Genomic DNA, 19,628 nt, shown 5'->3' with positions numbered 1-19,628 from the left:
GAGTTCTGATACTCCCCTATAAAAATGGCTATTTATCAACTGTTTGTTGTGACATAGCCAAAGTACAGTTTACAAGGGACTACACAGGGTAACGGTCTGACGGGAGGATTACCGCCCGTCAGATTTTCCATGTAATGTTCAAGCTGTCGCTTGTGGCGGCAACGGTGGTAATCATCAAATCCACCACCCGCCGCTTGTCGTCAAAGGATACATCGTCCCATGTGTCGAGGTAGCCGGAAATCTGGTTGACCTGTCCCGGGCTGATGGTTTCCACCGTCAGCTCGGCTATCTGCTTCACAAGTTCCTGCTTGCGCCCGTCCAGTTCCGCTATCTTCACATTCACATAGGAGAGCAGGACATTGTTCGCGCCCGTCAGACTGTCCACCAGCTTTTCAATCTCGCTGTCCACATGGAGAAGCTCTACTTGCAGGGCGGCGATTTTGGGATTGGCCTTTGCCGCTTTCTTCCTGCCCGTCAGCGTCTTGTGCTTTTCCAGCTTCTTCACCATCTGCTGGTAAACCACCGCTTCCAGTTCGGAAGTGATGATTTTCCCACAGCCCGGACAGCTTTTATTGTCCAGCCGTTTCGTACAGCGGAGATATTGCCTGCCGGACGGATTGAAGATACTCATAAGCGCATATCCGCAGTTCCCGCACTTGATTTTCCCCGCCAGCCATGTGTGGGTGGCTTTTCGGGCGGACTGGATTTTCATGTTGTTCATCAGCTTCTTGCGGCAAGCCAGCCATATATCCGCCGGAACAATGCCCTCATGGGGAGCCAGCACCAGCATTTGGTCTTTCAAGTCGTTTTTCTTGCTGGGCTTCACATCCCGCCCCTGATACAGATAACAGCCGTTTGTCCCCGTAAAGTCGGCGGCGTCATTGACGATAACCGTACCCTGGCTTTTGAAAAATTCGTACACATCCAAGTCCGCCTGCACATAGACGGGATTGCGTAACATCTGCGCCAGTGTGGGGCGTATCAGTTCCTTGCCGTAGAACAAAATCCCCTGTTCGGCAAAGTACCGGGTAATGTCCCCGTAAGAGGTTGTGGGCTGGGCGTACATCTCAAATATCAGCCGGATATTGGCCGCTTCGTCCGGGTTTACCACCAGCTTCTTTGTGTTGATACCGTCCATTTTGATAGGCTCGGTGTGGAAGCCGTAAGGGGCTTTCCCGCCCATCTTGAAGCCCCGCTGACTGCGGGAGTAGTAAGCGTCTGTCACCCGCTTCTGTATCGTTTCCCGTTCAAGCTGGGCGAACACGATACAGATATTCAGCATAGCCCGCCCCATCGGGGTGGAGGTATCAAACTTCTCCGTAGAGGACACAAACTCCACATCGTACTGCTGGAACAGTTCCATCATGTTGGCAAAGTCCAGAATGGAACGGCTGATACGGTCAAGTTTGTAAACAATGACCTTTGCAATCAAGCCCCGCTTAATATCCCGCACCAGTTCCTGAAACTTCGGGCGGTCTGTGTTCTTGCCGCTGTACCCTTTGTCTGTGTATTCCTTACAGTTCCCGCCTTTCAATTCGTATTTGCAAAACTCAATCTGGCTTTCAATGGAAATGCTGTCCTTTTTGTCTACCGATTGCCTTGCATAGATCGCGTCTATCCTGTTATTCATTTTGTCGCTCCTTTTCTTAAAAAGAAACGGAGCTGCTGACAGTTCTATTATACCGCCAGCAGCCCCGCAAATCAACGATGGCTTCGGGATTTATGCCCCGGCTTCCTCTTTCTGCCGCTTATCGGCATATTTGCGGAACACCTCATAAAGCTGCTGCTCCAGTTCCCGGCGTTTGGTCGCTTCCTGCTCCGGCGTGAACACCGGGGAGAGGTTTTCCAGCGTGATTTCCTTTCCCTGAAAAGTCACGACTTCTGTTTCCTTTTTGTATCTGATATTGTTACTTATAAAATCACCTTTCCTTTCCATACTGCCGCTGCTGCCGTTTCAGTTCCGCCAGTATATCCGGCGGGATACGGTCAACCAGCCTTTGCATATCGTGCAGTTCGCTTTCCAGCTTTGCCCGCTCCATGCGGTCTTTGATTTTGCCGCTCTCGCTGGCTCTGGCTCGTGCTTCCAGCTTCTCATTTTCTGCCAGCAGGTCATTGATTGTGACCTTGTACTTTTTCAACTGCCCGGAGAAATTCTCCATCTGCGGGAACCACTTTTTCAGCATGGAGAGGGCTTCCTCTTTTTTCTTTCCGGCGTTCAGCGGGTTAATGCCGTCCAGTGTGGCTTCAATGGCTCTTGCCTGCCGGGAGAGGGAAACCGCCTGTTTGAAAAGCCGGGTGGGGATATGCTTCCGGCCTGTCTTGCTGGCGCTTTCCCCACGCTCCAAGTCGGGATATTTCTCCACCATGTAGGCGTGAAAATCATCCTGCCACTTCGTCAGGTTTGCCCGGTTGCCGATAATCTCCTTAGCGCACAGGCGGTTGTCCTTTGTCAGCGGAACAAAGGTCAAATGCAGGTGGGGCGTTTTCTCGTCCATGTGTACCACCGCCGACACGATATTTTCCCGCCCTACCCGGTGGGTGAGGAAATCCGCCGCCCTCTGGAAAAACGCCTGTATCTCCTTTGGGGATTTCCCCTTGAAAAACTCCGGGCTGGCGGTTATCAGCGTATCGACAAACCGTGTGCTGTCCTTGCGGGTTCGGCACCCGGCCTGCTCAATCCGGCTCTGAATGAAGTGGTAATAGCGTCCCTCCGGCTTGACGATATGGAAGTTGTATTTGCTCCGGCTGGTGTCAATATCAGGGTTGCTGGCGTATTGGTCTTTCTGCCGTTCGTGATGGGCTTCCAGCGGCCTTGCCGGGTTGCCCTTGTGCTTCTCAAAACGCAAAATTGCGTGCTGTGCCATTCTGCTCCTTTCCCCATTCCTTTCCTATCCGGGGTTTTCCACAGGGAAAATCCCGCAGAAAATAGCTCGGATAGGATTGGAATGGATAGAATATAAATCAATCTTTTTAATCTTTGTATTTCTATATACCGTCCGGTTTTCGTACTTCTCAGGAGTGATTTCCGTACTTCATGGGTACGGTTTTCAGCCCTCCGGCGTACCAGAACGGGATTTCTTGAAGTCGGTGTTCGGAACCGCTTCATAGGATTTTGGGAAAATGCGGTTGGGTTTTCCACAGCCCTGCTTCTGGATCTCCACCAGTCCGGCATATTGCAGTTCCCGCATGGTATTTACCGCTTTCTGCCGCCCACAGCGGAGCAGGTCAACTACCTCGCAGATGGGATAGTACAGGTAAATCCGCCCGTACTCGTCCGCCCACCCATTCTTGCGGGATAACTCTGTCCGGCGCAGGATAAAGGCGTACAACACCTTTGCCTCGTTGGACAGGGGCTTGAATGTAGGGGCTTCAAAGAGAAAATTCGGGAGCCGGGTGAAGCTGAACGCCTGTTCCGGCTGGTGAATGTAAATCGTGTTTGTCATATCGTGTTTTGTGGACGGTTAGAAGCCCGTTTTCCGGGGCGGGCGATACTTTATACCACCTGCCCCGGTTTGGGGCCTGCGAAGCCTTATAAATCAAGGCTTTTCCGCTCCTAACTGTCCACAGCAGACCTCCTTTTCCGTTCACTTTCTGTTTTCTGCCGCCTGTGAACTCTGGCGGCGCAGTCCGGGCAGTATTTAGCCCGGTTGGATTTGGGGACGAACACGCCGCCGCAAACCGCACAGCGTTTCATGTCCTTATCCCGGAAAATCTCCGCTTTCAGCGTCCCGTCCAGCGGCAAGACCGCCCAGCGGAACCACTTACAGCAGACCGAGAAAGAAACCGTCTGCGGGCAGGTGCAGGCGTCCCCATCGTCAAGGACAATGCAGTTGCCGTCCTCACAGCAACAGCACTCCCGGCGTATCAGGCTGGCCGCCTGTTTCTTCTGCGCCGGTGTCATGCGGTAAAGGGAACCGTCCGGCCTGCGTTCCAGCGGCGGCAAGTCTTTATAGGGGTTATCTCTCATGCGTTCCCTCCATTTTGCTTTCCATTGCCGTTCTCCCCGAAAAGGTTTCCTGCCTCGTCGTCGCAAGCTGCGTATCGCTCGTTTCGCCGCAAGCGGCAAAACTCACTCGCTCCGCTGCTCCTCCTCTCCCCACAAAGCCATGCGGCTTTGCGGGGGCCCCGACAATAGCGGCGTGTTCCGGCGTTGGCACGCTCCCCGCAGCTTCGGGACATTTTGTCTCGAAGTCCGGTTCCTTGCGGTGCTTCCCCAGCCGGGGTATTCCTTTTCGGACGGTCATTCTGTTTTCAAGGTGCTGTCCATCGATGAACTACCCTAAGTCTACACGAAAAAAATGCAATCCCCGGAATTTTGCGAGAATTGCATTTTGATGAAGTTTACACTTTGGAAATTGCATTTTTGCAATCATTCTGTATAATGGAAGTATGCGGAGGAGGTGCGTATCTATGGCTTTACCCGGAACACCCGGACAGCGGATTTCCGATTTATGCAACGGGAACCACATCACACAAAAGGAACTTGCGGAGAAGATAGGGGTTTCCGCTTCCCAGTTGAGCCGCATTGTCAGCGGCGAAACGAGAACGGTCAGCAGTGATATTCTCATAGGCGTGGCAAAGGAATTTAAGGTATCGACAGACTACATACTGGGCTTATCCACCGTGAGCGTCCGTAAAAGCTACGATATTTCTGAATTAGGCTTGTCCGAGGGAGCCGTGAGGGGGCTCGTGACGGGTGCTGTTGATGTGCAAATCCTCAACCGCCTGTTGGAACACAGGAATTTTCCTAAGCTGATAGATTTGATACGGATTTATTTTCAGGACACGGCGGCAAAAGGCATAACAGCAAGAAACCAGCTTATCGAGATAGCAACGGCTTCCCTGTCCGACCTGATGAAAGAACACCCGGAACACCGGGCGGAAGCAAAGCAGGATTTACAGCTTTTGAACGCCCAGAAGATGGGGGAACATGAGGCGGAGATTGAGAAAATCAAAAATGTGTTCCTTGCTATCCTGCGGGATATTAAGAAAGACATTGACAACGGGGAACAGCCGGGAGAAGCTGTGACCGCCGCGATGTTCCAAGCCATGCGGGACGCATTGGCGGAACAGAAGCAAAACCCGCTTTCCATTGACGATGTAGCGGCGATGGTTGCCGGACAGATCGGACAGCTTACGCCGATGGATGAAGAAACTGCCGACCTGTTCAAGCAGTTGGCAAAAAAGATGATGAAAGGAATAGAATAATAGCCTGTTATTCGAGATAATAATATGCCATTAGTAAAGCATGACTACCCTGTTTTAGAGTACGATACCGCATCAAAAGCTGTTTTTCAGCCGGGAAATGGGAAAAAATGTTTTCCTGCAAAAGCAGTGTTTGCTTTTTTAGGAGACGAGGTTGAAAATTATGCACATACCCATGATGGAATACAGATAGATGAATTTGAAAGTGCAACAAGACGATATCCTATTTATGAATGTCTTTATAATCAGGAGAAAATATGTCTATGTCCGGCTCCTGTGGGAAGTGCTGCTGCCGTCCAAGTTTTAGAATATTTAATTGCAGGGGGTGTAACAAAGATTATTTCCGTCGGCTCCTGCGGCGTATTGGAAGACATCCCGGAAAATAGATTTTTGATACCTGTTTCTGCATTGAGAGATGAGGGAACATCTTACCATTATCTTCCTCCCTCCCGAGAAGTAGAGATTTCAAAGGCTGGTATAAATGCGATTGAATCTGCTTTAAGCCAAAAGAATATACCATATTGGGAAGTTAAAACATGGACAACAGACGGTTTTTATCGAGAAACAGTAGAAATGGTTCAGTATCGGAAAGAAGAGGGATGTCAAGTAGTAGAAATGGAATGTTCCGCATTGGCGGCGTGTGCAAAATTTAGAAAAGTTACATGGGCTATGCTGCTTTTTTCAGCCGATACTCTTGCAGACCCTCATAAATACCAAGAAAGAGAATGGGGAAAAACAAGTATATCCATAGCCTTAGAATTAGCCTTAGACGCTGTTTTATCAGTTGTTGAGGAGTAAAAATAAATACATATAGGAGTTACAATGAATATAAATGAATTTCCACAACAAGTAAATCAAGTTATTTCAATAGCAGAAACCATATTACAAGGTCAAATATTGGGGATATATTTATATGGTTCAGCAACAATGAATGGGCTGCGTCCAGATAGTGATATAGATATACTGATAATTACTAAACAAGAATTGAGTAATTCAATCAGAGCAGATCTAACAAAGCAATTATTGAAAATTTCTGGCTCCGTAGGCTGTATTGAAAAAAGACCTTTAGAGGTAACTATTATCAATCAATCTGATATTGTTCCGTTGCAATTTCCGCCAAAATGTCAGTATATGTATGGTGAATGGCTAAGGGGAGAGATGGAAGCAGGAGAATATCCGCAAGCCTGCAATGACCCAGATATAATGATTTTATTATGGCAAGCAAGAAAAAATAGCATAACTTTGAAGGGGGCGGAAAGCAAAGAGCTTATTCCCGCTATCCCATTTCACGAAATTAAAAAAGCAATTCGGTTTTCTTTACCTGGTTTGATTTCCAGCTTTAAGGGTGATGAAAGAAATGTGTTATTAACCTTATCACGAATGTGGTTTACTTTAGTAACAGAAGAAATCACGACAAAAGATGTTGCCGCAAAATGGGTAATTTTAAAATTGCCGGAGAGATTTCCCCCCCTGCTAACAACGGCAAAGGAAGCTTATTTGGGAAATTTGTCTGATGAATGGGAGACAGTAGAAAAGGAAGCGATGGCACTTGTAGAATATATGAAAAAACAAATTGAGGAATTACTTAGAACAGAGTAGCAAAGTTAGCGGGGCCAATCAACGGTCAAGATGAACGGCGCATAAATGCGCCGCCGTTGACAGTCCCGCCCGTCTTTGCTGATGGGCAATCAAGGCGGGAAAGCCCTAAAATGGCTTCCCGCCCATTTCAATCTTGAGAGAAGAAACGCTCCAAAATCAGAAAGAGAGCGGTAAATCTGAATTGCGAGGGAGAATGTAGATGAATCAAGGAAGAATTATTGTGATTACAGGTTCGCCGGGAACAGGAAAGACAACAACTGCGTCGATTGTCGCAAAAGAATCGAACATGGATAAATCTGTGCATATGCACACAGACGACTTTTTTCATTATTTAAGCAAAGGAGCAATACCGCCGCATTTACCAGAGTCCAACGAACAAAATTTAGTTGTCATTGAAGCCTTTTTAGAAGCTGCAAAGCGCTATGCCCGCGGCGGATATGATGTAATTGTAGATGGAATTGTCGGGCCGTGGTTTTTAGAACCATGGAGAGCCCTTGTTCGAGAAGATTATGAAGTACACTATATTGTTTTAAGAGCCAGTAAAGAAGAAACTATGAAACGAGCTGTGGAACGTTCAAAATTAGACAGAAAAACAAATGTTGAATTAGTAGAAACAATGTGGGAGCAATTTTGCAATCTGGGAATATATGAATCGAATGTTGTAGATACGACCAATTATTCCATTCAAGAAACTGTTTCCGCAGTACAAGAAAAAATCGCAAGTAGGGCAGCATTGTTGTCTTAGATTGTTTTGGTGCAATTCCCATTTATCGAGCAGATGAAGTTGGGGAGCCGCCTGGAGGCGGCGGTGCCGAAGGATAAAATAGGAGATGTTAAGGTTATGAATAATGAATACGATAATGAGAAGTTTTTTGAAGAATATGCAAAGATGTCCCGCAGTAAAGAGGGGTTAAAAGCTGCTGGTGAATGGCATCAATTAAAACCTTTGTTTCCTTCGTTAGAAGGAAAATCTGTTCTTGACTTGGGGTGCGGATATGGCTGGCACTGCAAGTTCGCAGAAGAACAAGGAGCTACAAAAATATTAGGGATCGATTTAAGTAAGAAAATGATTGAGGAAGCCCAAAAGCGCAATTCAGGAAATCAAATTGAATATCGTATTAGCGGATTAGAGGAATACGACTATCCAGAAAATGAATGGGATTGTGTTATATCTAATTTAGCTCTGCACTATATAGAGGACATAGTGGAAATATTTCAAAAAGTGTATAGGACATTAAAACCAGGTGGAATTTTTCTTTTTAATATCGAACACCCTGTTTTTACCGCAGGAGTTGGGCAGGATTGGATTTATACAGATGATGGGAAACCGCAATATTGGGCGATTGATAATTACTTTATAACAGGAGAACGAAATACACATTTTTTAGGATGTGATGTAGTAAAACAACATCACACACTTACACAGATTATAATGGGATTGCTGAACAATGGGTTTGAGCTTAAAGTTGTAGAGGAAGCAGAACCGCCTAAAGAGATGATGGATATTCCGGGTATGGAAGATGAACTTCGCCGCCCGCTGATGTTACTTGTAAAGGCGATAGCGAAAAAATAATATCTCTATTAGGAAAACTGATATACCCCAATTTAGAGAATGGCATAGTAATTCCTAGTGATAAAGAGAAAATGATTGCACTGGCAAATAAATACATTGAAAAAGAAAATGTAGATGCACTCATTCTCGCCTGTACGGAGCTGCCACTTGCCATAAAGCCCGAAGATGTTAATGTGCCAATCGTGAATACAACCCAAGTACATATCAATGCAATTTACCAATATGCAATTCGATAAAAATAGCAAAGCCAGCCGAGCCAGTCAACGGTCAAGATGAACGGCGCATTTCATGCGCCGCCGTTGACAGCCCCGCCCGTCTTTGCTAAAGGGTAATCAAGGCGGGAAAGCCCTAAAATGGCTTCACACCTATTTCAATAATTGGAGGAGATAAAAATGAGATCAGAAAAGGAAGTTTATGATATTGTTTTGAATTTTGCAAAAACAGACAAACGCATTCGCATGGTTACTTTGGAAGGATCTAGAACAAATACAAATATTCCGCCTGATGATTTTCAGGATTTTGATATTACTTTTTTTGTTACGGATATGGACAGCTTCACAAGTGATGATAAATGGCTAGATATATTTGGTGAAAGGTTGATTCTGCAAAAGCCGGAAGATATGGAATTATTTCCAGCTGTAGAAAAGGGATTTTCATATTTAATGCTGTTTACTGATGATGTTAAGATAGATTTAACTTTGCTGCCGCTGGAACTGATAGACGAGTATTTTACATGGGATAAACTGGTAAAGTTACTGTTGGATAAAGACAACCGTATCGTAAAGCCGCCAATACCAACGGATATAGACTACCACTTGCAGAAGCCTACTCAAAGAATGTTTGACGATTGCTGTAATGAATTTTGGAATACTACAACATATGTAGTAAAGGGCTTATGCCGCAAAGAAATTCTTTTTGCTATTGACCATATGAATGATATAGTACGAAAAGAATTGCTTCGCATGATTTCCTGGCTGATTGGTATCAAACAGGGATTTCATTTCAGTTTGGGAAAAAACTATAAATTTATGAAGCAATATGTCCCAGAGGAATTGTGGGAACGACTTATGTCCACTTATAATATGGATTCCTATCCCCATATGTGGGAATCCTTTGAACAATGTATGGCATTGTTCCGGGAGGTTTCGTCAGAAGTGGCATGCCAGTTGGATTACCAGTATCCACTATATGATGAAAAAATCAGTAATTATGTGATTCGGCAAAAGAAAAAATATGGCATTGAAGATGATAACAAATAAAATTTTTTCAATCGAAAAAATTTATTTTGATTATTCAATTTTGAAAAACTGAATACCTCAAAATCAGAAAGAGCGCGGACAAGCACTTTGAGGGATTGGCCGCCTTGTCCACCCATCCAGCGGGGCGGCGGGCGGCGGTCAAGGCCGGGTGTAACCCCGTTCATTTCAGCCTTGACGGTTGCCCGCTGTCCTGCTACTTTTCCGGGAGTGTGGCCACAACTTCGGGACACTTTGTCCACAAGTCGGAGCGTAGGACGAGGGACGGGGGCTTTCATATACCTGCCGCCGTTCTCTGAAAACAGGCCGATTTTTTGCTCATTCCCATTCGCAAAAATTCAGCCTGTTTTCCTGCCGGAGCAAACGGGGCGCAAGAAGCACCGCACCCCGTTTCCCCCGTCAGCCACGCCAGCAGGTATAACACACTACACTTTGCAAGCAAAGTCGTGTGCCAAAGGGGGCACCCCTTTGGAAACCCCGGACAACAAAACAGGCGGTATGCTGCCCTCTCCGGGAGCATACCGCCGTTTGTTGTCAGCAGCCCGTTTCACGGTCTGCGTGTAGTTCCTTGTAAACTGACCTAAATAGAAATATAACATAAACTTTGGCGTTTAAGAGGTGAGTAGCCAGAGATGTAGAAATATTGGAGGTTTTATGCGTAAACTGCTTGAAAAACAACAGCACAAGTTAAAAAAAGTCACCTAATTCCTCCAATATATTGTGTCGATAATTGCGAAAAATGTTGGAATATACAGAATAATATTGAAAATTGCGCCTGTGTGTCGTGCTGTCACACAGGCGCTTTTGCATTTGTGTGGGAAAAATCAAATCAAGACTGGCCTGAAACTATCCCACGCTGTCGTTCTCCCCCTCGTTTCGGCTCACCTGGCAATTGACCCCGTGAACCGAAATGGAGGTACATAATGCAGAAGATTAATCTTCGGGAGCTTTATCCCGATGTTTATAAAACAGACACTTTTTTGGATGTGACCGATGAAGTACAAGCGGTATTACTGGCCGATAAACGAGCCGAAGCACTCTACCTGCGGCAGATGTATAATTACAAAGCGCAATACTCTCTGGACTGTGACAACGGCATTGAGAAGGCTATTGTGCAGCGCCCGCCGACCCCGGAAGAAATCCTGGAGAACCAACAGCTCCGCGATCAGCTCTATGCTGCGGTGATGGAGCTACCGGACAAGCAGGCCAAGTGGATCTACGCCCGGTTCTACCTGGGTATGACCGTCAAGGAAATTGCACAAGCCGAAAGTATTGATCCGAGCTGGGTCTATAAGAGCCTTAAGCGCGGCTTAAAGCATCTGGCAAAAAAAATTGAGAAAGTTTAATTTACATGGCCAAAAAAACGCCGTTTTCTTCACTACTATTAGAAGGACAATCTTCACCTTCGTTAGCACATTGACAACCGAATAGACGGCATTTCTGGTACATAACCCATGTATGAGCGAATCAGGCGCGCCGCCAAGAAGGACAAGCCAAGGAGGTGATGAACAGGCTGTCCTGAGCGATCAACGCAAGCCTGAAACCTGGAGTTGGCACTTTGGGGCGCGATGACTGCATGGGGGCTTAAAGATACTTCCTCACGGCCTCCTAAAGACTTGGGGGGAACCCTGCGGCGCACGAGAAAAACGACGCTGCGGAGTTATGACAGCCGCGCCAGCGGAGACCAGGAATGTTCCCATCGTCAGGGGTGCGTGGCAAATGTGACGAATTGAAATCAAATTATAATACAGCAGCCGTACCGACTTGTAGGTTAGCATATACCCTCTACTTTATCGGTGCGGCTGCTTTTCTATTTTGACATTCTCCACGCTGAGGAGGTGTTGATTATGAGTATGTCAATATCTCAAAAAGACGCTTACAGCATGGTTTTTTCAAACTATCCCGATATTGTCAGCGTCGCGCAAATGAGTAAAATGCTGGGGATCAGCGAGAAGTCCGCCTACCGATTGTTGCAGGAAAACAGCATTGAACATTTCCGCGTGGGCCGAACCTACAAGATTCCCAAACTTCACATATTGAATTACTTGCACATCATCAGACGAAGCTAATTCACATCCTTGCTACATTTACAGGGCGATGGTACGATGATACTGTCAACAGCGGGTGAATATAGCTGCTGCAAAAAGGAGGAATGATGATGGTAGCAGGCCACCTGAGAGAACAAAATGGATATTTCCAGATGATATTAAGCTGGAAAGGTGCTGACGGTAAACGAAAAAGCAAATCTATCAGCACAGGACTTGCCGTAAAGGGCAATAAAAAGCGGGCTGAAGCAATGCTGCTCAAGACCCGAAAAGAATTTAACCCCGAAAACCTGCTAGAAAACGCAGATGTGCCGTTTCATGTTTTTTTGAATAAGTGGCTGAAAGAAAACGCTTTTTCCTTTAGCCCAAGTACATACGCGGAATATGCCTACGATGTTAGAAGTCAGATTGAGCCATTCTTTGAGAAACATCCTATTGGTTTGCTCAAAATGTCTGGACGCGATCTGGAGGCATTTTATCGCTATGAAAGACAGGAACACGAGGCTTCTTCGCAGGAATTGCTGCAATACCACGAGATAATCGTGGCAGCATTTCAATACGCCGTTGAGTTGACATGGCTGAAGGAAAACCCTGTGGCTCATATCAACCCGTGTGCAGATGAAGCTCCCATACTCTTTACCGATTTTATTCTGGAATGGCTGGAAATGATGAAAAGCAGCGTCGAGCTGACCACATATTCATCCTACGCCAATTCCATCAAGGGAAGCATTGTCCCGTACTTCAAAGACAAAATGCTCACCTTGCAGGACCTGGAGAAGCACCCCAAGCACATCCAGGACTACTATCAATTTGAGCTTGGTAAAGGGCTTACGGCTAATACCGTAATCCATCGCCACGCCAACATCCGTAAATGCTTGCAGTATGCGTTCCAGATCGGACTAATCAAGTCGAACCCCGCTGACCGTGTAGAGCGACCCCGGAAAGACAAATATCTTGCGACGATTTACAACCAGCAAGAGCTGGAAATCCTTTTCAAGACTGTAAAGGGCGACCCCATTGAGCTGGGTGTTATTCTTGCCGCATTTTACGGATTGCGGCGGAGCGAGGTAGTCGGACTGAAATGGGATGCGATTGACTTTGAAAAAAAGACAATCAGCATAAAGCACACCGTTACGCAAGTCAATGTGGATGGCAAGAACATCACCGTACAGAAGGACCGAACGAAAACGAAGTCCAGTTACCGGACCTTGCCTTTGGTCCCACCCTTTGAAGAACTGCTGCGGCGCTTGAAACAAGAGCAGCTTGTCAATCAAAAGGTATGCGGTGCAGCCTACTGCAAAAAATATCTGGATTATATCTATGTAAATGCAATGGGCGAACTTGTCAAACCAAACTTCATCACACAGCATTTCGAGATTGTATTGAAAAACCACGGATTGAAAAAAATCCGTTTCCACGATCTCCGCCATAGCTGTGCCAGCCTTCTTTACGCCAACGGTGTCAGTCTGAGGGACATCCAGGAGTGGCTGGGACATAGCGACATCGGAACGACATCGAATATTTACACCCACCTTGATTATAGCAGCAAGGTTTCGTCGGCAAATGCGATTCTCGCATTTTACCCGCAAAACACCAGAGTACAGACTATCGGGCAATAAAAAAGCCCTGAACTCTGTAAGTTCAGGGCTGAAAATTCTGGTGCCGGTGGCCGGACTCGAACCGGCACGGATTGCTCCGCCGCATTTTGAGTGCGGTGCGTCTGCCAATTCCGCCACACCGGCATTTATATTTTAATTCCCTGTGTCCCGCATATCTCTGATTTTGGAGGGATATGCGGGAGGGATATTAAAACCAAATGCTGTTATTCAGTTGAAAATATGCTGTAATACCAAGGGTCCTACAAAAACGCCTGTGAATGGACGAACAAGATTTTGAGTCCAGCACGTCTGCCAATTCCATCACTTCGGCGCATAAAACAAAAAGTTGAATCTTATTTTCAATAGCAGCAGCCGCAATGTCCCCGACTAAGCGATTCACACCAAATCAAAGATTTGGGTTCACTGCTTATGCCAATTCCATCACTTCGGCGCATAAAATAAAAAGTATGCTACTATAATACCCGCACAGCGAGTACGATTAATATAATAGCATACTCTAAATTAAAATTCAAACAAAAATCAAAATAAATTTCAACTTTTTTGATATGCCTCTACAATCCGTTCAACACAAATTTTCTCTGATAATTCATCTGTTGGTATCATGATATCGCCAATCTCATAATAGGGCTTCCGGGCTCTTAGCATATCCACAATCTTCTGGTAGGGATCAGCCTCCTGAAGCAGCGGACGGTCTGTATTTCCCCGCACCCGGCTGTAGATCGCCCCTGGCGAAGCGGTTAAAGTTACCAGAAAGGTCCGCTCTTTTAATACCTTTCGGTTCTGTTCACTTAAAACAATCCCGCCGCCGGTCGAAATCAGGAGATTCTCATTTTCCATCAGAGCTTTAAGTGCGGTCTCCTCCATCCTTCTGAAAGCTGGCTCTCCATCTTCCTCAAATATCTGGGATATCTTCTTTCCCTGCTGTTTTTCGATATAGGCGTCGGTGTCTACAAAGGTCAGACCCAGCTTCCTGGCCAGGCGTTTTCCGATGGTGGTTTTCCCTGTCCCCATGTAGCCAATCAGTGCAATGTTCTTCTTTCTCATATTAAAGCCCAAGGGTCTCCCGCAATTTCAAAATGTCCTCCAGCGTAATCTGACCCGGCGCAGTCGCTTTGACGCCTGAAGCAAAGGTCAGGCATCCCCCCATCACTTCCGGCAGAATTCTGGACAGGCGACCTTCCTCACCCATGGAAATCATGATCATGGGCTTGTCTGTTTTCAGGCTGTAGGTGCCGCCAGCTGCTGAGGCAGTCTTAAAATCGACTTTATCTCTTGCATACAGCGCCAGCTTAAAGGCGTCCGCTCCCTTTTCCGACATCCTGTCCAGAATAGAAATGATTTCATCATAGGCGCCGGTTTTATCAAAGTCATGATAGGAAACCATCAGCCTGCTCTGTGTGGATTTCACCACCTGCCTGACCGCTTCAAAATATTCCTCGCTGCTGTTAAGTTCAACATCAATGTAAGTAACCGCGTTGGACTTGGCCGCATTGGCGATATGTTTCCAGCGGTCCTCGTTTAAAACATGCCGGAAACCGCCCTCCTTCACATCGCGGAAGGTATAAATAAGGCTTACGCCCAGGTTCCGGATTTTTCTTAAAATTCTCCGTTCCTGTTCATAGTCATCCTCCAGAAAATAATCCCGGCGCCATTCCAGATAATCTGGCTTCTGGGCCAGTGCCTCGTCAATCTCGCGGTACAGGTCCTCTTCATTATCCGATACTAACGGAATACAGGTAACAAATTGGTTTTTACTTAACATTTTACTTCCCTCTAAATCATTTTAGATTCACGGATACGTGTTACCTCTATTATAGATGATTTCACGCATTGTATCCAGCACTATTTCTCCATATAATAGCTCATTCCACTGATCTTTCGGGTGTTTTCGTCCATCCTGCCCGTTCCCTGAAAGACCTTTTTATAATTTTTAACCTCGGCAGTTACCCGCACAGACCGCTCCTGCCCGGATACCGGGACGACCTCAATACTGTAGCGTCCGCCGTTATCCTCGCTTTTCAAGACGCCTGTCCCCCGGTAGTCAAAATCCGCATTGAGCTCGGCCTCGGCCTCGGCAAATGCATTTTCTACCACCAGGATACAGATTTCGTAATCGCGGTAATTCTGATTGGCGTCCAGCTGATTCCGGATCTGCCCCAGCAATGCCGCCGCCACAGTGAACAGCAGCGCCAGAACGATCAATACAAGGGGGAGCGCATAGCCTTTATGATTCATCTCAACAACACCTCATTAGGATAATAAAACCGGACGTCCACTGCCGGTTCTTCTTTTATGAATTCTATGATCAGCCGCACTGCGTCTTTTTCCTCAAGCCTGAGTTCGAAGCGCACAACATTGTGGATCAGCTGGCTTTTTCCGCCAGTCTTAATGGGCTCCAGCTTCGCCTTATCGACCTTATTTCGATAGACGGTTCCAGACGCTTCAACCGTATAAAAATTATAATAGTCCGGGTTTTCCATATCCTGTAAATACACCCGGCCATCCTTCACAACCATTTCCCTGGATTTCGAGAGCTGCTTCTGCAAAAACAGGCAAGCCCGTCTGCTCTCCTGTCCGCGGATCATTTTGCCTGTTATTTTTCCAGCCATTTCCCCGCCAAATTGAAGCGAGGTGACGAGCAGCACCAGTACCATCGATGTAATAAAGAGCCCGGTCAGCACCTCCACCAGCGTATAGCCCTCCCTGCTACGGATAAACCACCTTCGCATAAAAAACCTTCTTTCTTCCGCCAGCCGCATCATAGCTCAGCTGTAACGCGTAAAGCCCTGAGAGGCGCTCGGATAGGTGTGTTTCGACCTGCCAGCCCGGGTGCCTTCTTACAATGGCTCTGACTTCCTCTTCAAACTCCTGCTCCGACCTTCCGGCAGGGATTCCGGTGCGTATTTCGTTTACAATCCCGTTGATATTGACGCTTTGCTCCAGAATCCCCTCAGAAACCCTTTCCCCCATAATCACTGTGTGGTAAATGGTAAAGACGGACACAATCCCCACCCCAAGCACCGCAATGGCCACCACTGCCTCAATAAGGCTTACGCCCCGTATATCAGACTGTATTTTTATCACTTAAATAAATCCTCCCTGTGACAGGCTGTATAATCAGGTATTTCTCCGGCCGGTCGTTGTGGTAAAAGGTGATGGTGCCCCCGCGGTTGACCACGCCAGCCCCACTGAAAACAATCTCATTCTGAACAAGGTTCCATGTAATCCGGCACTGCCTGAGCTGTACAGATTGTGTCACCACCATCTCCCGCCTGCCCGGATCAAACGCTATAATATCCACCCGGTCTTTATACAGCTTTGCCGACGTGCCGTAACGATCACCAGACATCATGGCCGCGTCGCGGCTCTTTAAAACCGCGTCAAGTACCTGCTCGTACTCTGCCTCAGCAGCCCGCTTTGCATTTCCCTCAACCGCCGAATACCCCAGTCCCGCGGTCACCGCCAGGGCAAAGCCCAGAATGGACAGGGTAATGATAAGCTCAATCAGGGTGTGCCCTCTCTGACCGGCCATTTTTCCTGTCAACTAGACGGAGAAGGCGGGGATGATTCCGGCGCGAAGCTGATCTCGCCGTTTTTATAGTTAAAAACGCCGCCGGACTGCGATTCGATTTTATCTGTTTTCAGATATTCGGCGTTTTTCAGCGCGGTGACCAGCTTGTCAAAATCGCTGCCCTCTCCGGCTGCCAGCGTTGGCAGGCTGCCGTTATTATCCGCCTTATAAACCTCCAGAGCTGTCTGGACAATGGATAAATTCGCCTGGTCTGTCTTTAAGCCCGAATTATCCAGCACCTTTGAAAACTGAGGAATCGCCAGTGCTGCCAGCATTCCCAGTATGGCTAGCACAATGATCAGCTCAATGAGGGTAAAACCGCATTTTTCCATAATCTGTCTTTTTATTTTTTTCATCCTTTTCCCCTTACTTACACGAGCTCAGAATAGCCCGAATAGATTTCAAATACTGGCTGCATAACTGACGCCATGATAAAAAACACCAGGCCGCCAACCACAAGCAGCACCACCGGCTCCAGCAGCGCAGTCATTTTCTTGATTTTCCGATCGATCTCGCCGTTATAATAAGCCGAAACCTTTATGAGCACCTGCTCCATGGTTCCCGAGCTCTCGCCGATACGAATCATCTGGACAAATCGCCGGTCAAAGATCCCAGCCTCTGCCAGGCTGTCGGACAAGGCTGCCCCACGCCTAACTGCTTCCTGCACAGCGCTTATTTTATGGCGCATGACACGGTTTCCCAAAATTTTACCGGCGATTTCCAGCGCGCTGATCATATCAATGCCGCTGTTGACCATAATGGCCATGGCGTCCGCAAAGCGCACCCCTTCCATCAGCCGGATAAACGGCCCAATCCACAAAAGCCGCAGCAATAAACGATCCCTTGCCAGCGCGCCCCTTTCTTGTCTGACCACCAGCTGCCCTGCTGCCAGCAGCAGTAAAACCGCCAGCAGTATCCAGCCGCCGCCGGACATCAGCGCTGTGCTGGCCCGCATGAGAAGTTCGGTGGTCCGCGGCAACTCTGCCTCCATACTCTCAAATATTTCCACAAAGGCTGGCAGCACGCCTGCCATAAGGTACATAACCACCCCCACAGCCACCACCATCACCAATGACGGATAGAATAGCGCCTGGGCGATTCTGCTCCTCAGATCAGCCTGCCCCTCATAGTAAACTCCCAGATTTTCCATAACTAAATCCATGCAGCCGCTCATTTCACCCGAGCGCACCATCTGGACCATAAGCTCAGGAAAAACCTTTGGAAACTGGCGCAGCGCCTCGGAAAGGCTGTTCCCCTGTTTTACCAGTGCCTTGACCTGCAAAACCGTCTCCCCGAAGGCGCTGTTTTTATGCTCCCTCCCGGACAGCTCCAGAGCGTCGATGATCGAAACCCCAGCCGAAAGCGTAATCGCCATCTGCCTGCAAAAGAGCCCGAGCATCCTGATGCGCCCTGATTTAAACGACACTGCTTTAAGCCATGCCGGTTTCATCACTTCCATAACTCATTACCCTCAACCCTTCTGCCACATCGGTGACACCGTTTAAAATTTCATTGCGGACTATTTCCGAAAACAGAACCAGCCCGCTGCCACGCGCAAGGCTAAGGAACTGCTCATAGGACGCGCCGGCGTGAATGGCCTCCCTCAGCCCCTGGTTAAGACACAGCACCTCGAAGATCCCCTTTCTCCCCAGATAGCCGGTGTGCCGGCATTTTTCACAGCCCACCGCACGGTACAGCGCCTGCTCCTTTTCAAAGGCGAAAAGCGCACGCTCAGCCTCGGTTGCCGTACAGGCTTTCCGGCAGTGCGGACACAGCTTTCTCAAAAGGCGCTGTGCGATAATGCCCCGAAGCGCTGTGGATAGCAGATAATCCGCCGCGCCCATATCCAGCAGCCGGGTAATGGTTGACAGCGCGTCGTTGGTGTGCAGGGTTGACAGGACCAGATGGCCGGTAATGGCCGCGCGCACAGCAGTAGCCGCAGTCTCCTCATCCCTGATTTCCCCAACCATGATAACATTGGGGTCCTGCCTTAAAATGGCCCGCAGCCCCTCGCCAAACCCAAGGCCAATCCGCTCATTGACAGGTATCTGGTTAATACCCTCCAGGTGAAATTCGACCGGGTCCTCGATGGTGATGATATTGAGGGCCTGGGTATTCTTCTCCTTCAGAAGACTGTACAGCGTTGTCGTTTTTCCGCAGCCCGTCGGACCGGTTACCAGCAGGAGCCCGTTGGCCTGATTGAGCATTCCCCTGACTTTCTGCTCATTTACAAACGAAAGCCCCAGGTCTTTCACCGGGATTAAAAAGGTCTGGGCGTCCAGAATCCGGAGCACTGCCTTCTCGCTGTAAACGGTCGGTACCACCGACACCCGCAGGTCGATCTTCCTTCCCTCTGTCTCAAAGCAGAAGCTGCCATCCTGTGGTCTACGTTTCTCTGAAATATCGAGCCCGGATAAAATCTTTATCCGGCTGATCATACCAAGATAATCTTTTTCAGTAACCTCCATCGTCGTGACCAGCTCACCGTCGATGCGGATACGGACCCGCATCTTATCCGGGTTCATCACCTCAAAATGAATATCCGAGGCTTTTTTCTGAACCGCAAAGCGGATAATGCTGTTGACAAGCTTTACAAAACGATTGTCCTGAGCCTCATCCCGCTCCTGCCCGGGAGACGCTTTCTTTTCCCCACCCCAAAATCTGTATTTCACATTCGCCCTCTTGTTAAATTATAATCATTTCTAAATTATTTGACTGCTTATATCTCATCATACAGGACATTCTATTTTTTGTCAACGA

The 19,628-nt window shown here is 47.7% G+C and carries 24 protein-coding genes and 1 tRNA gene; 10 read left to right on the top strand and 15 right to left on the bottom strand.

What is annotated here, in order from left to right; translation table 11 throughout:
- Window positions 1-118: 118 nt before the first annotated feature.
- The 5 genes from CPZ25_RS15955 to CPZ25_RS15930 all read right to left on the bottom strand — a co-directional run bounded on the left by CPZ25_RS15955 (window position 119) and on the right by CPZ25_RS15930 (window position 3,967).
- Complete coding sequence (locus CPZ25_RS15955) at window positions 119-1,630, bottom strand: recombinase family protein (RefSeq protein WP_007215987.1); 1,512 nt, start codon at window positions 1,628-1,630, stop codon at window positions 119-121.
- Window positions 1,631-1,720: 90 nt separating this feature from the next.
- Window positions 1,721-1,936, bottom strand: coding sequence for a hypothetical protein (locus tag CPZ25_RS15950; RefSeq protein ID WP_007215986.1), 216 nt, complete (start codon window positions 1,934-1,936; stop codon window positions 1,721-1,723).
- A complete protein-coding gene (gene mobV / locus CPZ25_RS15945; RefSeq protein WP_007215985.1) occupies window positions 1,920-2,864 on the bottom strand; it encodes a MobV family relaxase in 945 nt (314 codons plus the stop codon). The genes CPZ25_RS15950 and mobV overlap by 17 nt, the downstream gene beginning before the upstream one ends.
- Before the next feature lie 183 nt (window positions 2,865-3,047).
- Window positions 3,048-3,443 carry a replication initiator protein A gene (locus tag CPZ25_RS15935; RefSeq protein ID WP_007215984.1) on the bottom strand — a complete coding sequence of 132 codons (396 nt, stop codon included), beginning with the start codon at window positions 3,441-3,443 and terminating at the stop codon, window positions 3,048-3,050.
- Window positions 3,444-3,553: 110 nt separating this feature from the next.
- Complete coding sequence (locus CPZ25_RS15930; protein ID WP_007215983.1) at window positions 3,554-3,967, bottom strand: cysteine-rich VLP domain-containing protein; 414 nt, start codon at window positions 3,965-3,967, stop codon at window positions 3,554-3,556.
- A gap of 443 nt (window positions 3,968-4,410) precedes the next feature.
- On the opposite strand from CPZ25_RS15930, the gene CPZ25_RS15925 reads away from it, so the two are divergent.
- From CPZ25_RS15925 to CPZ25_RS15870, 10 genes are all read left to right on the top strand, one after another.
- Window positions 4,411-5,208 carry a helix-turn-helix domain-containing protein gene (locus CPZ25_RS15925; RefSeq protein ID WP_002578724.1) on the top strand — a complete coding sequence of 266 codons (798 nt, stop codon included), beginning with the start codon at window positions 4,411-4,413 and terminating at the stop codon, window positions 5,206-5,208.
- Between the two features lie 24 nt (window positions 5,209-5,232).
- The gene (locus CPZ25_RS15920; protein ID WP_002578723.1) at window positions 5,233-6,003 is read left to right on the top strand and encodes a nucleoside phosphorylase; all 771 of its coding nucleotides are present in this window, start codon (window positions 5,233-5,235) and stop codon (window positions 6,001-6,003) included.
- A gap of 24 nt (window positions 6,004-6,027) precedes the next feature.
- Entirely contained in the window at window positions 6,028-6,804 is a 777-nt protein-coding gene (locus CPZ25_RS15915) for an ANT(9) family aminoglycoside nucleotidyltransferase (protein ID WP_002578722.1), read from the top strand.
- Window positions 6,805-7,003: 199 nt separating this feature from the next.
- Entirely contained in the window at window positions 7,004-7,549 is a 546-nt protein-coding gene (locus CPZ25_RS15910; protein ID WP_008655114.1) for a P-loop nucleotide/nucleoside kinase family protein, read from the top strand.
- A gap of 96 nt (window positions 7,550-7,645) precedes the next feature.
- Entirely contained in the window at window positions 7,646-8,377 is a 732-nt protein-coding gene (locus tag CPZ25_RS15905; RefSeq protein WP_096920760.1) for a class I SAM-dependent methyltransferase, read from the top strand.
- On the top strand, window positions 8,374-8,613 hold the full coding sequence (locus CPZ25_RS15900) for an aspartate/glutamate racemase family protein (protein WP_071585656.1): 240 nt from the start codon (window positions 8,374-8,376) through the stop codon (window positions 8,611-8,613). Before CPZ25_RS15905 ends, CPZ25_RS15900 begins: the two co-directional genes overlap by 4 nt.
- 156 nt (window positions 8,614-8,769) lie before the next feature.
- On the top strand, window positions 8,770-9,636 hold the full coding sequence (locus tag CPZ25_RS15895; RefSeq protein WP_001255868.1) for an aminoglycoside 6-adenylyltransferase AadE: 867 nt from the start codon (window positions 8,770-8,772) through the stop codon (window positions 9,634-9,636).
- Window positions 9,637-10,556: 920 nt separating this feature from the next.
- Entirely contained in the window at window positions 10,557-10,979 is a 423-nt protein-coding gene (locus CPZ25_RS15880; protein ID WP_096920738.1) for an RNA polymerase sigma factor, read from the top strand.
- 501 nt (window positions 10,980-11,480) lie between these two features.
- Entirely contained in the window at window positions 11,481-11,702 is a 222-nt protein-coding gene (locus tag CPZ25_RS15875) for a helix-turn-helix domain-containing protein (protein WP_096920737.1), read from the top strand.
- A gap of 83 nt (window positions 11,703-11,785) precedes the next feature.
- Window positions 11,786-13,297: a tyrosine-type recombinase/integrase gene (locus CPZ25_RS15870; RefSeq protein WP_207670827.1), complete on the top strand. Its 1,512-nt coding sequence runs from the start codon at window positions 11,786-11,788 to the stop codon at window positions 13,295-13,297.
- A 38-nt stretch (window positions 13,298-13,335) separates the two neighbouring features.
- Here CPZ25_RS15870 and CPZ25_RS15865 read toward each other — a convergent pair.
- The 10 genes from CPZ25_RS15865 to CPZ25_RS15820 all read right to left on the bottom strand — a co-directional run bounded on the left by CPZ25_RS15865 (window position 13,336) and on the right by CPZ25_RS15820 (window position 19,540).
- Window positions 13,336-13,420, bottom strand: a tRNA-Leu gene (locus CPZ25_RS15865).
- A 408-nt stretch (window positions 13,421-13,828) separates the two neighbouring features.
- Window positions 13,829-14,341, bottom strand: coding sequence for a shikimate kinase (locus CPZ25_RS15860; RefSeq protein WP_058695834.1), 513 nt, complete (start codon window positions 14,339-14,341; stop codon window positions 13,829-13,831).
- Between the two features lies 1 nt (window position 14,342).
- Window positions 14,343-15,059 (bottom strand): type I 3-dehydroquinate dehydratase, encoded by a 717-nt coding sequence (gene aroD, locus CPZ25_RS15855; protein WP_096920735.1) that lies wholly within the window; start codon window positions 15,057-15,059, stop codon window positions 14,343-14,345.
- 80 nt (window positions 15,060-15,139) lie between these two features.
- On the bottom strand, window positions 15,140-15,532 hold the full coding sequence (locus CPZ25_RS15850) for a hypothetical protein (RefSeq protein ID WP_058695836.1): 393 nt from the start codon (window positions 15,530-15,532) through the stop codon (window positions 15,140-15,142).
- Window positions 15,529-16,026, bottom strand: coding sequence for a hypothetical protein (locus CPZ25_RS15845; protein ID WP_096920734.1), 498 nt, complete (start codon window positions 16,024-16,026; stop codon window positions 15,529-15,531). Before CPZ25_RS15845 ends, CPZ25_RS15850 begins: the two co-directional genes overlap by 4 nt.
- Window positions 16,004-16,381 carry a prepilin-type N-terminal cleavage/methylation domain-containing protein gene (locus CPZ25_RS15840; RefSeq protein ID WP_096920733.1) on the bottom strand — a complete coding sequence of 126 codons (378 nt, stop codon included), beginning with the start codon at window positions 16,379-16,381 and terminating at the stop codon, window positions 16,004-16,006. Before CPZ25_RS15840 ends, CPZ25_RS15845 begins: the two co-directional genes overlap by 23 nt.
- On the bottom strand, window positions 16,362-16,829 hold the full coding sequence (locus CPZ25_RS15835) for a type II secretion system protein (RefSeq protein ID WP_058695839.1): 468 nt from the start codon (window positions 16,827-16,829) through the stop codon (window positions 16,362-16,364). The genes CPZ25_RS15840 and CPZ25_RS15835 overlap by 20 nt, the downstream gene beginning before the upstream one ends.
- An 8-nt stretch (window positions 16,830-16,837) precedes the next feature.
- Window positions 16,838-17,224 (bottom strand): competence type IV pilus major pilin ComGC, encoded by a 387-nt coding sequence (locus CPZ25_RS21050; protein WP_096920732.1) that lies wholly within the window; start codon window positions 17,222-17,224, stop codon window positions 16,838-16,840.
- Window positions 17,225-17,238: 14 nt separating this feature from the next.
- A complete protein-coding gene (locus CPZ25_RS15825) occupies window positions 17,239-18,327 on the bottom strand; it encodes a type II secretion system F family protein (RefSeq protein ID WP_074617810.1) in 1,089 nt (362 codons plus the stop codon).
- Complete coding sequence (locus tag CPZ25_RS15820; RefSeq protein ID WP_074617809.1) at window positions 18,299-19,540, bottom strand: GspE/PulE family protein; 1,242 nt, start codon at window positions 19,538-19,540, stop codon at window positions 18,299-18,301. Before CPZ25_RS15820 ends, CPZ25_RS15825 begins: the two co-directional genes overlap by 29 nt.
- Between the last annotated feature and the right edge of the window lie 88 nt (window positions 19,541-19,628).

It is taken from the genome of Eubacterium maltosivorans, assembly GCF_002441855.2.
GTDB lineage: Bacteria > Bacillota > Clostridia > Eubacteriales > Eubacteriaceae > Eubacterium > Eubacterium maltosivorans.
This window is presented reverse-complemented; position numbering and strand designations above follow the sequence as displayed.

Excerpts from the sequence above, each read along its gene's own strand:
- CPZ25_RS15955 (WP_007215987.1), bottom strand. The coding sequence starts at position 1,630 with ATGAATAACAGGATAGACGCGATCTATGCAAGGCAATCGGTAGACAAA.
- CPZ25_RS15950 (WP_007215986.1), bottom strand. The coding sequence starts at position 1,936 with ATGGAAAGGAAAGGTGATTTTATAAGTAACAATATCAGATACAAAAAG.
- mobV (WP_007215985.1), bottom strand. The coding sequence starts at position 2,864 with ATGGCACAGCACGCAATTTTGCGTTTTGAGAAGCACAAGGGCAACCCG.
- CPZ25_RS15935 (WP_007215984.1), bottom strand. The coding sequence starts at position 3,443 with ATGACAAACACGATTTACATTCACCAGCCGGAACAGGCGTTCAGCTTC.
- CPZ25_RS15930 (WP_007215983.1), bottom strand. The coding sequence starts at position 3,967 with ATGAGAGATAACCCCTATAAAGACTTGCCGCCGCTGGAACGCAGGCCG.
- CPZ25_RS15925 (WP_002578724.1), top strand. The coding sequence starts at position 4,411 with ATGGCTTTACCCGGAACACCCGGACAGCGGATTTCCGATTTATGCAAC.
- CPZ25_RS15920 (WP_002578723.1), top strand. The coding sequence starts at position 5,233 with ATGCCATTAGTAAAGCATGACTACCCTGTTTTAGAGTACGATACCGCA.
- CPZ25_RS15915 (WP_002578722.1), top strand. The coding sequence starts at position 6,028 with ATGAATATAAATGAATTTCCACAACAAGTAAATCAAGTTATTTCAATA.
- CPZ25_RS15910 (WP_008655114.1), top strand. The coding sequence starts at position 7,004 with ATGAATCAAGGAAGAATTATTGTGATTACAGGTTCGCCGGGAACAGGA.
- CPZ25_RS15905 (WP_096920760.1), top strand. The coding sequence starts at position 7,646 with ATGAATAATGAATACGATAATGAGAAGTTTTTTGAAGAATATGCAAAG.
- CPZ25_RS15895 (WP_001255868.1), top strand. The coding sequence starts at position 8,770 with ATGAGATCAGAAAAGGAAGTTTATGATATTGTTTTGAATTTTGCAAAA.
- CPZ25_RS15880 (WP_096920738.1), top strand. The coding sequence starts at position 10,557 with ATGCAGAAGATTAATCTTCGGGAGCTTTATCCCGATGTTTATAAAACA.
- CPZ25_RS15875 (WP_096920737.1), top strand. The coding sequence starts at position 11,481 with ATGAGTATGTCAATATCTCAAAAAGACGCTTACAGCATGGTTTTTTCA.
- CPZ25_RS15870 (WP_207670827.1), top strand. The coding sequence starts at position 11,786 with ATGATGATGGTAGCAGGCCACCTGAGAGAACAAAATGGATATTTCCAG.
- CPZ25_RS15860 (WP_058695834.1), bottom strand. The coding sequence starts at position 14,341 with ATGAGAAAGAAGAACATTGCACTGATTGGCTACATGGGGACAGGGAAA.
- aroD (WP_096920735.1), bottom strand. The coding sequence starts at position 15,059 with ATGTTAAGTAAAAACCAATTTGTTACCTGTATTCCGTTAGTATCGGAT.
- CPZ25_RS15850 (WP_058695836.1), bottom strand. The coding sequence starts at position 15,532 with ATGAATCATAAAGGCTATGCGCTCCCCCTTGTATTGATCGTTCTGGCG.
- CPZ25_RS15845 (WP_096920734.1), bottom strand. The coding sequence starts at position 16,026 with ATGCGAAGGTGGTTTATCCGTAGCAGGGAGGGCTATACGCTGGTGGAG.
- CPZ25_RS15835 (WP_058695839.1), bottom strand. The coding sequence starts at position 16,829 with ATGGCCGGTCAGAGAGGGCACACCCTGATTGAGCTTATCATTACCCTG.
- CPZ25_RS21050 (WP_096920732.1), bottom strand. The coding sequence starts at position 17,224 with ATGAAAAAAATAAAAAGACAGATTATGGAAAAATGCGGTTTTACCCTC.
- CPZ25_RS15825 (WP_074617810.1), bottom strand. The coding sequence starts at position 18,327 with ATGGAAGTGATGAAACCGGCATGGCTTAAAGCAGTGTCGTTTAAATCA.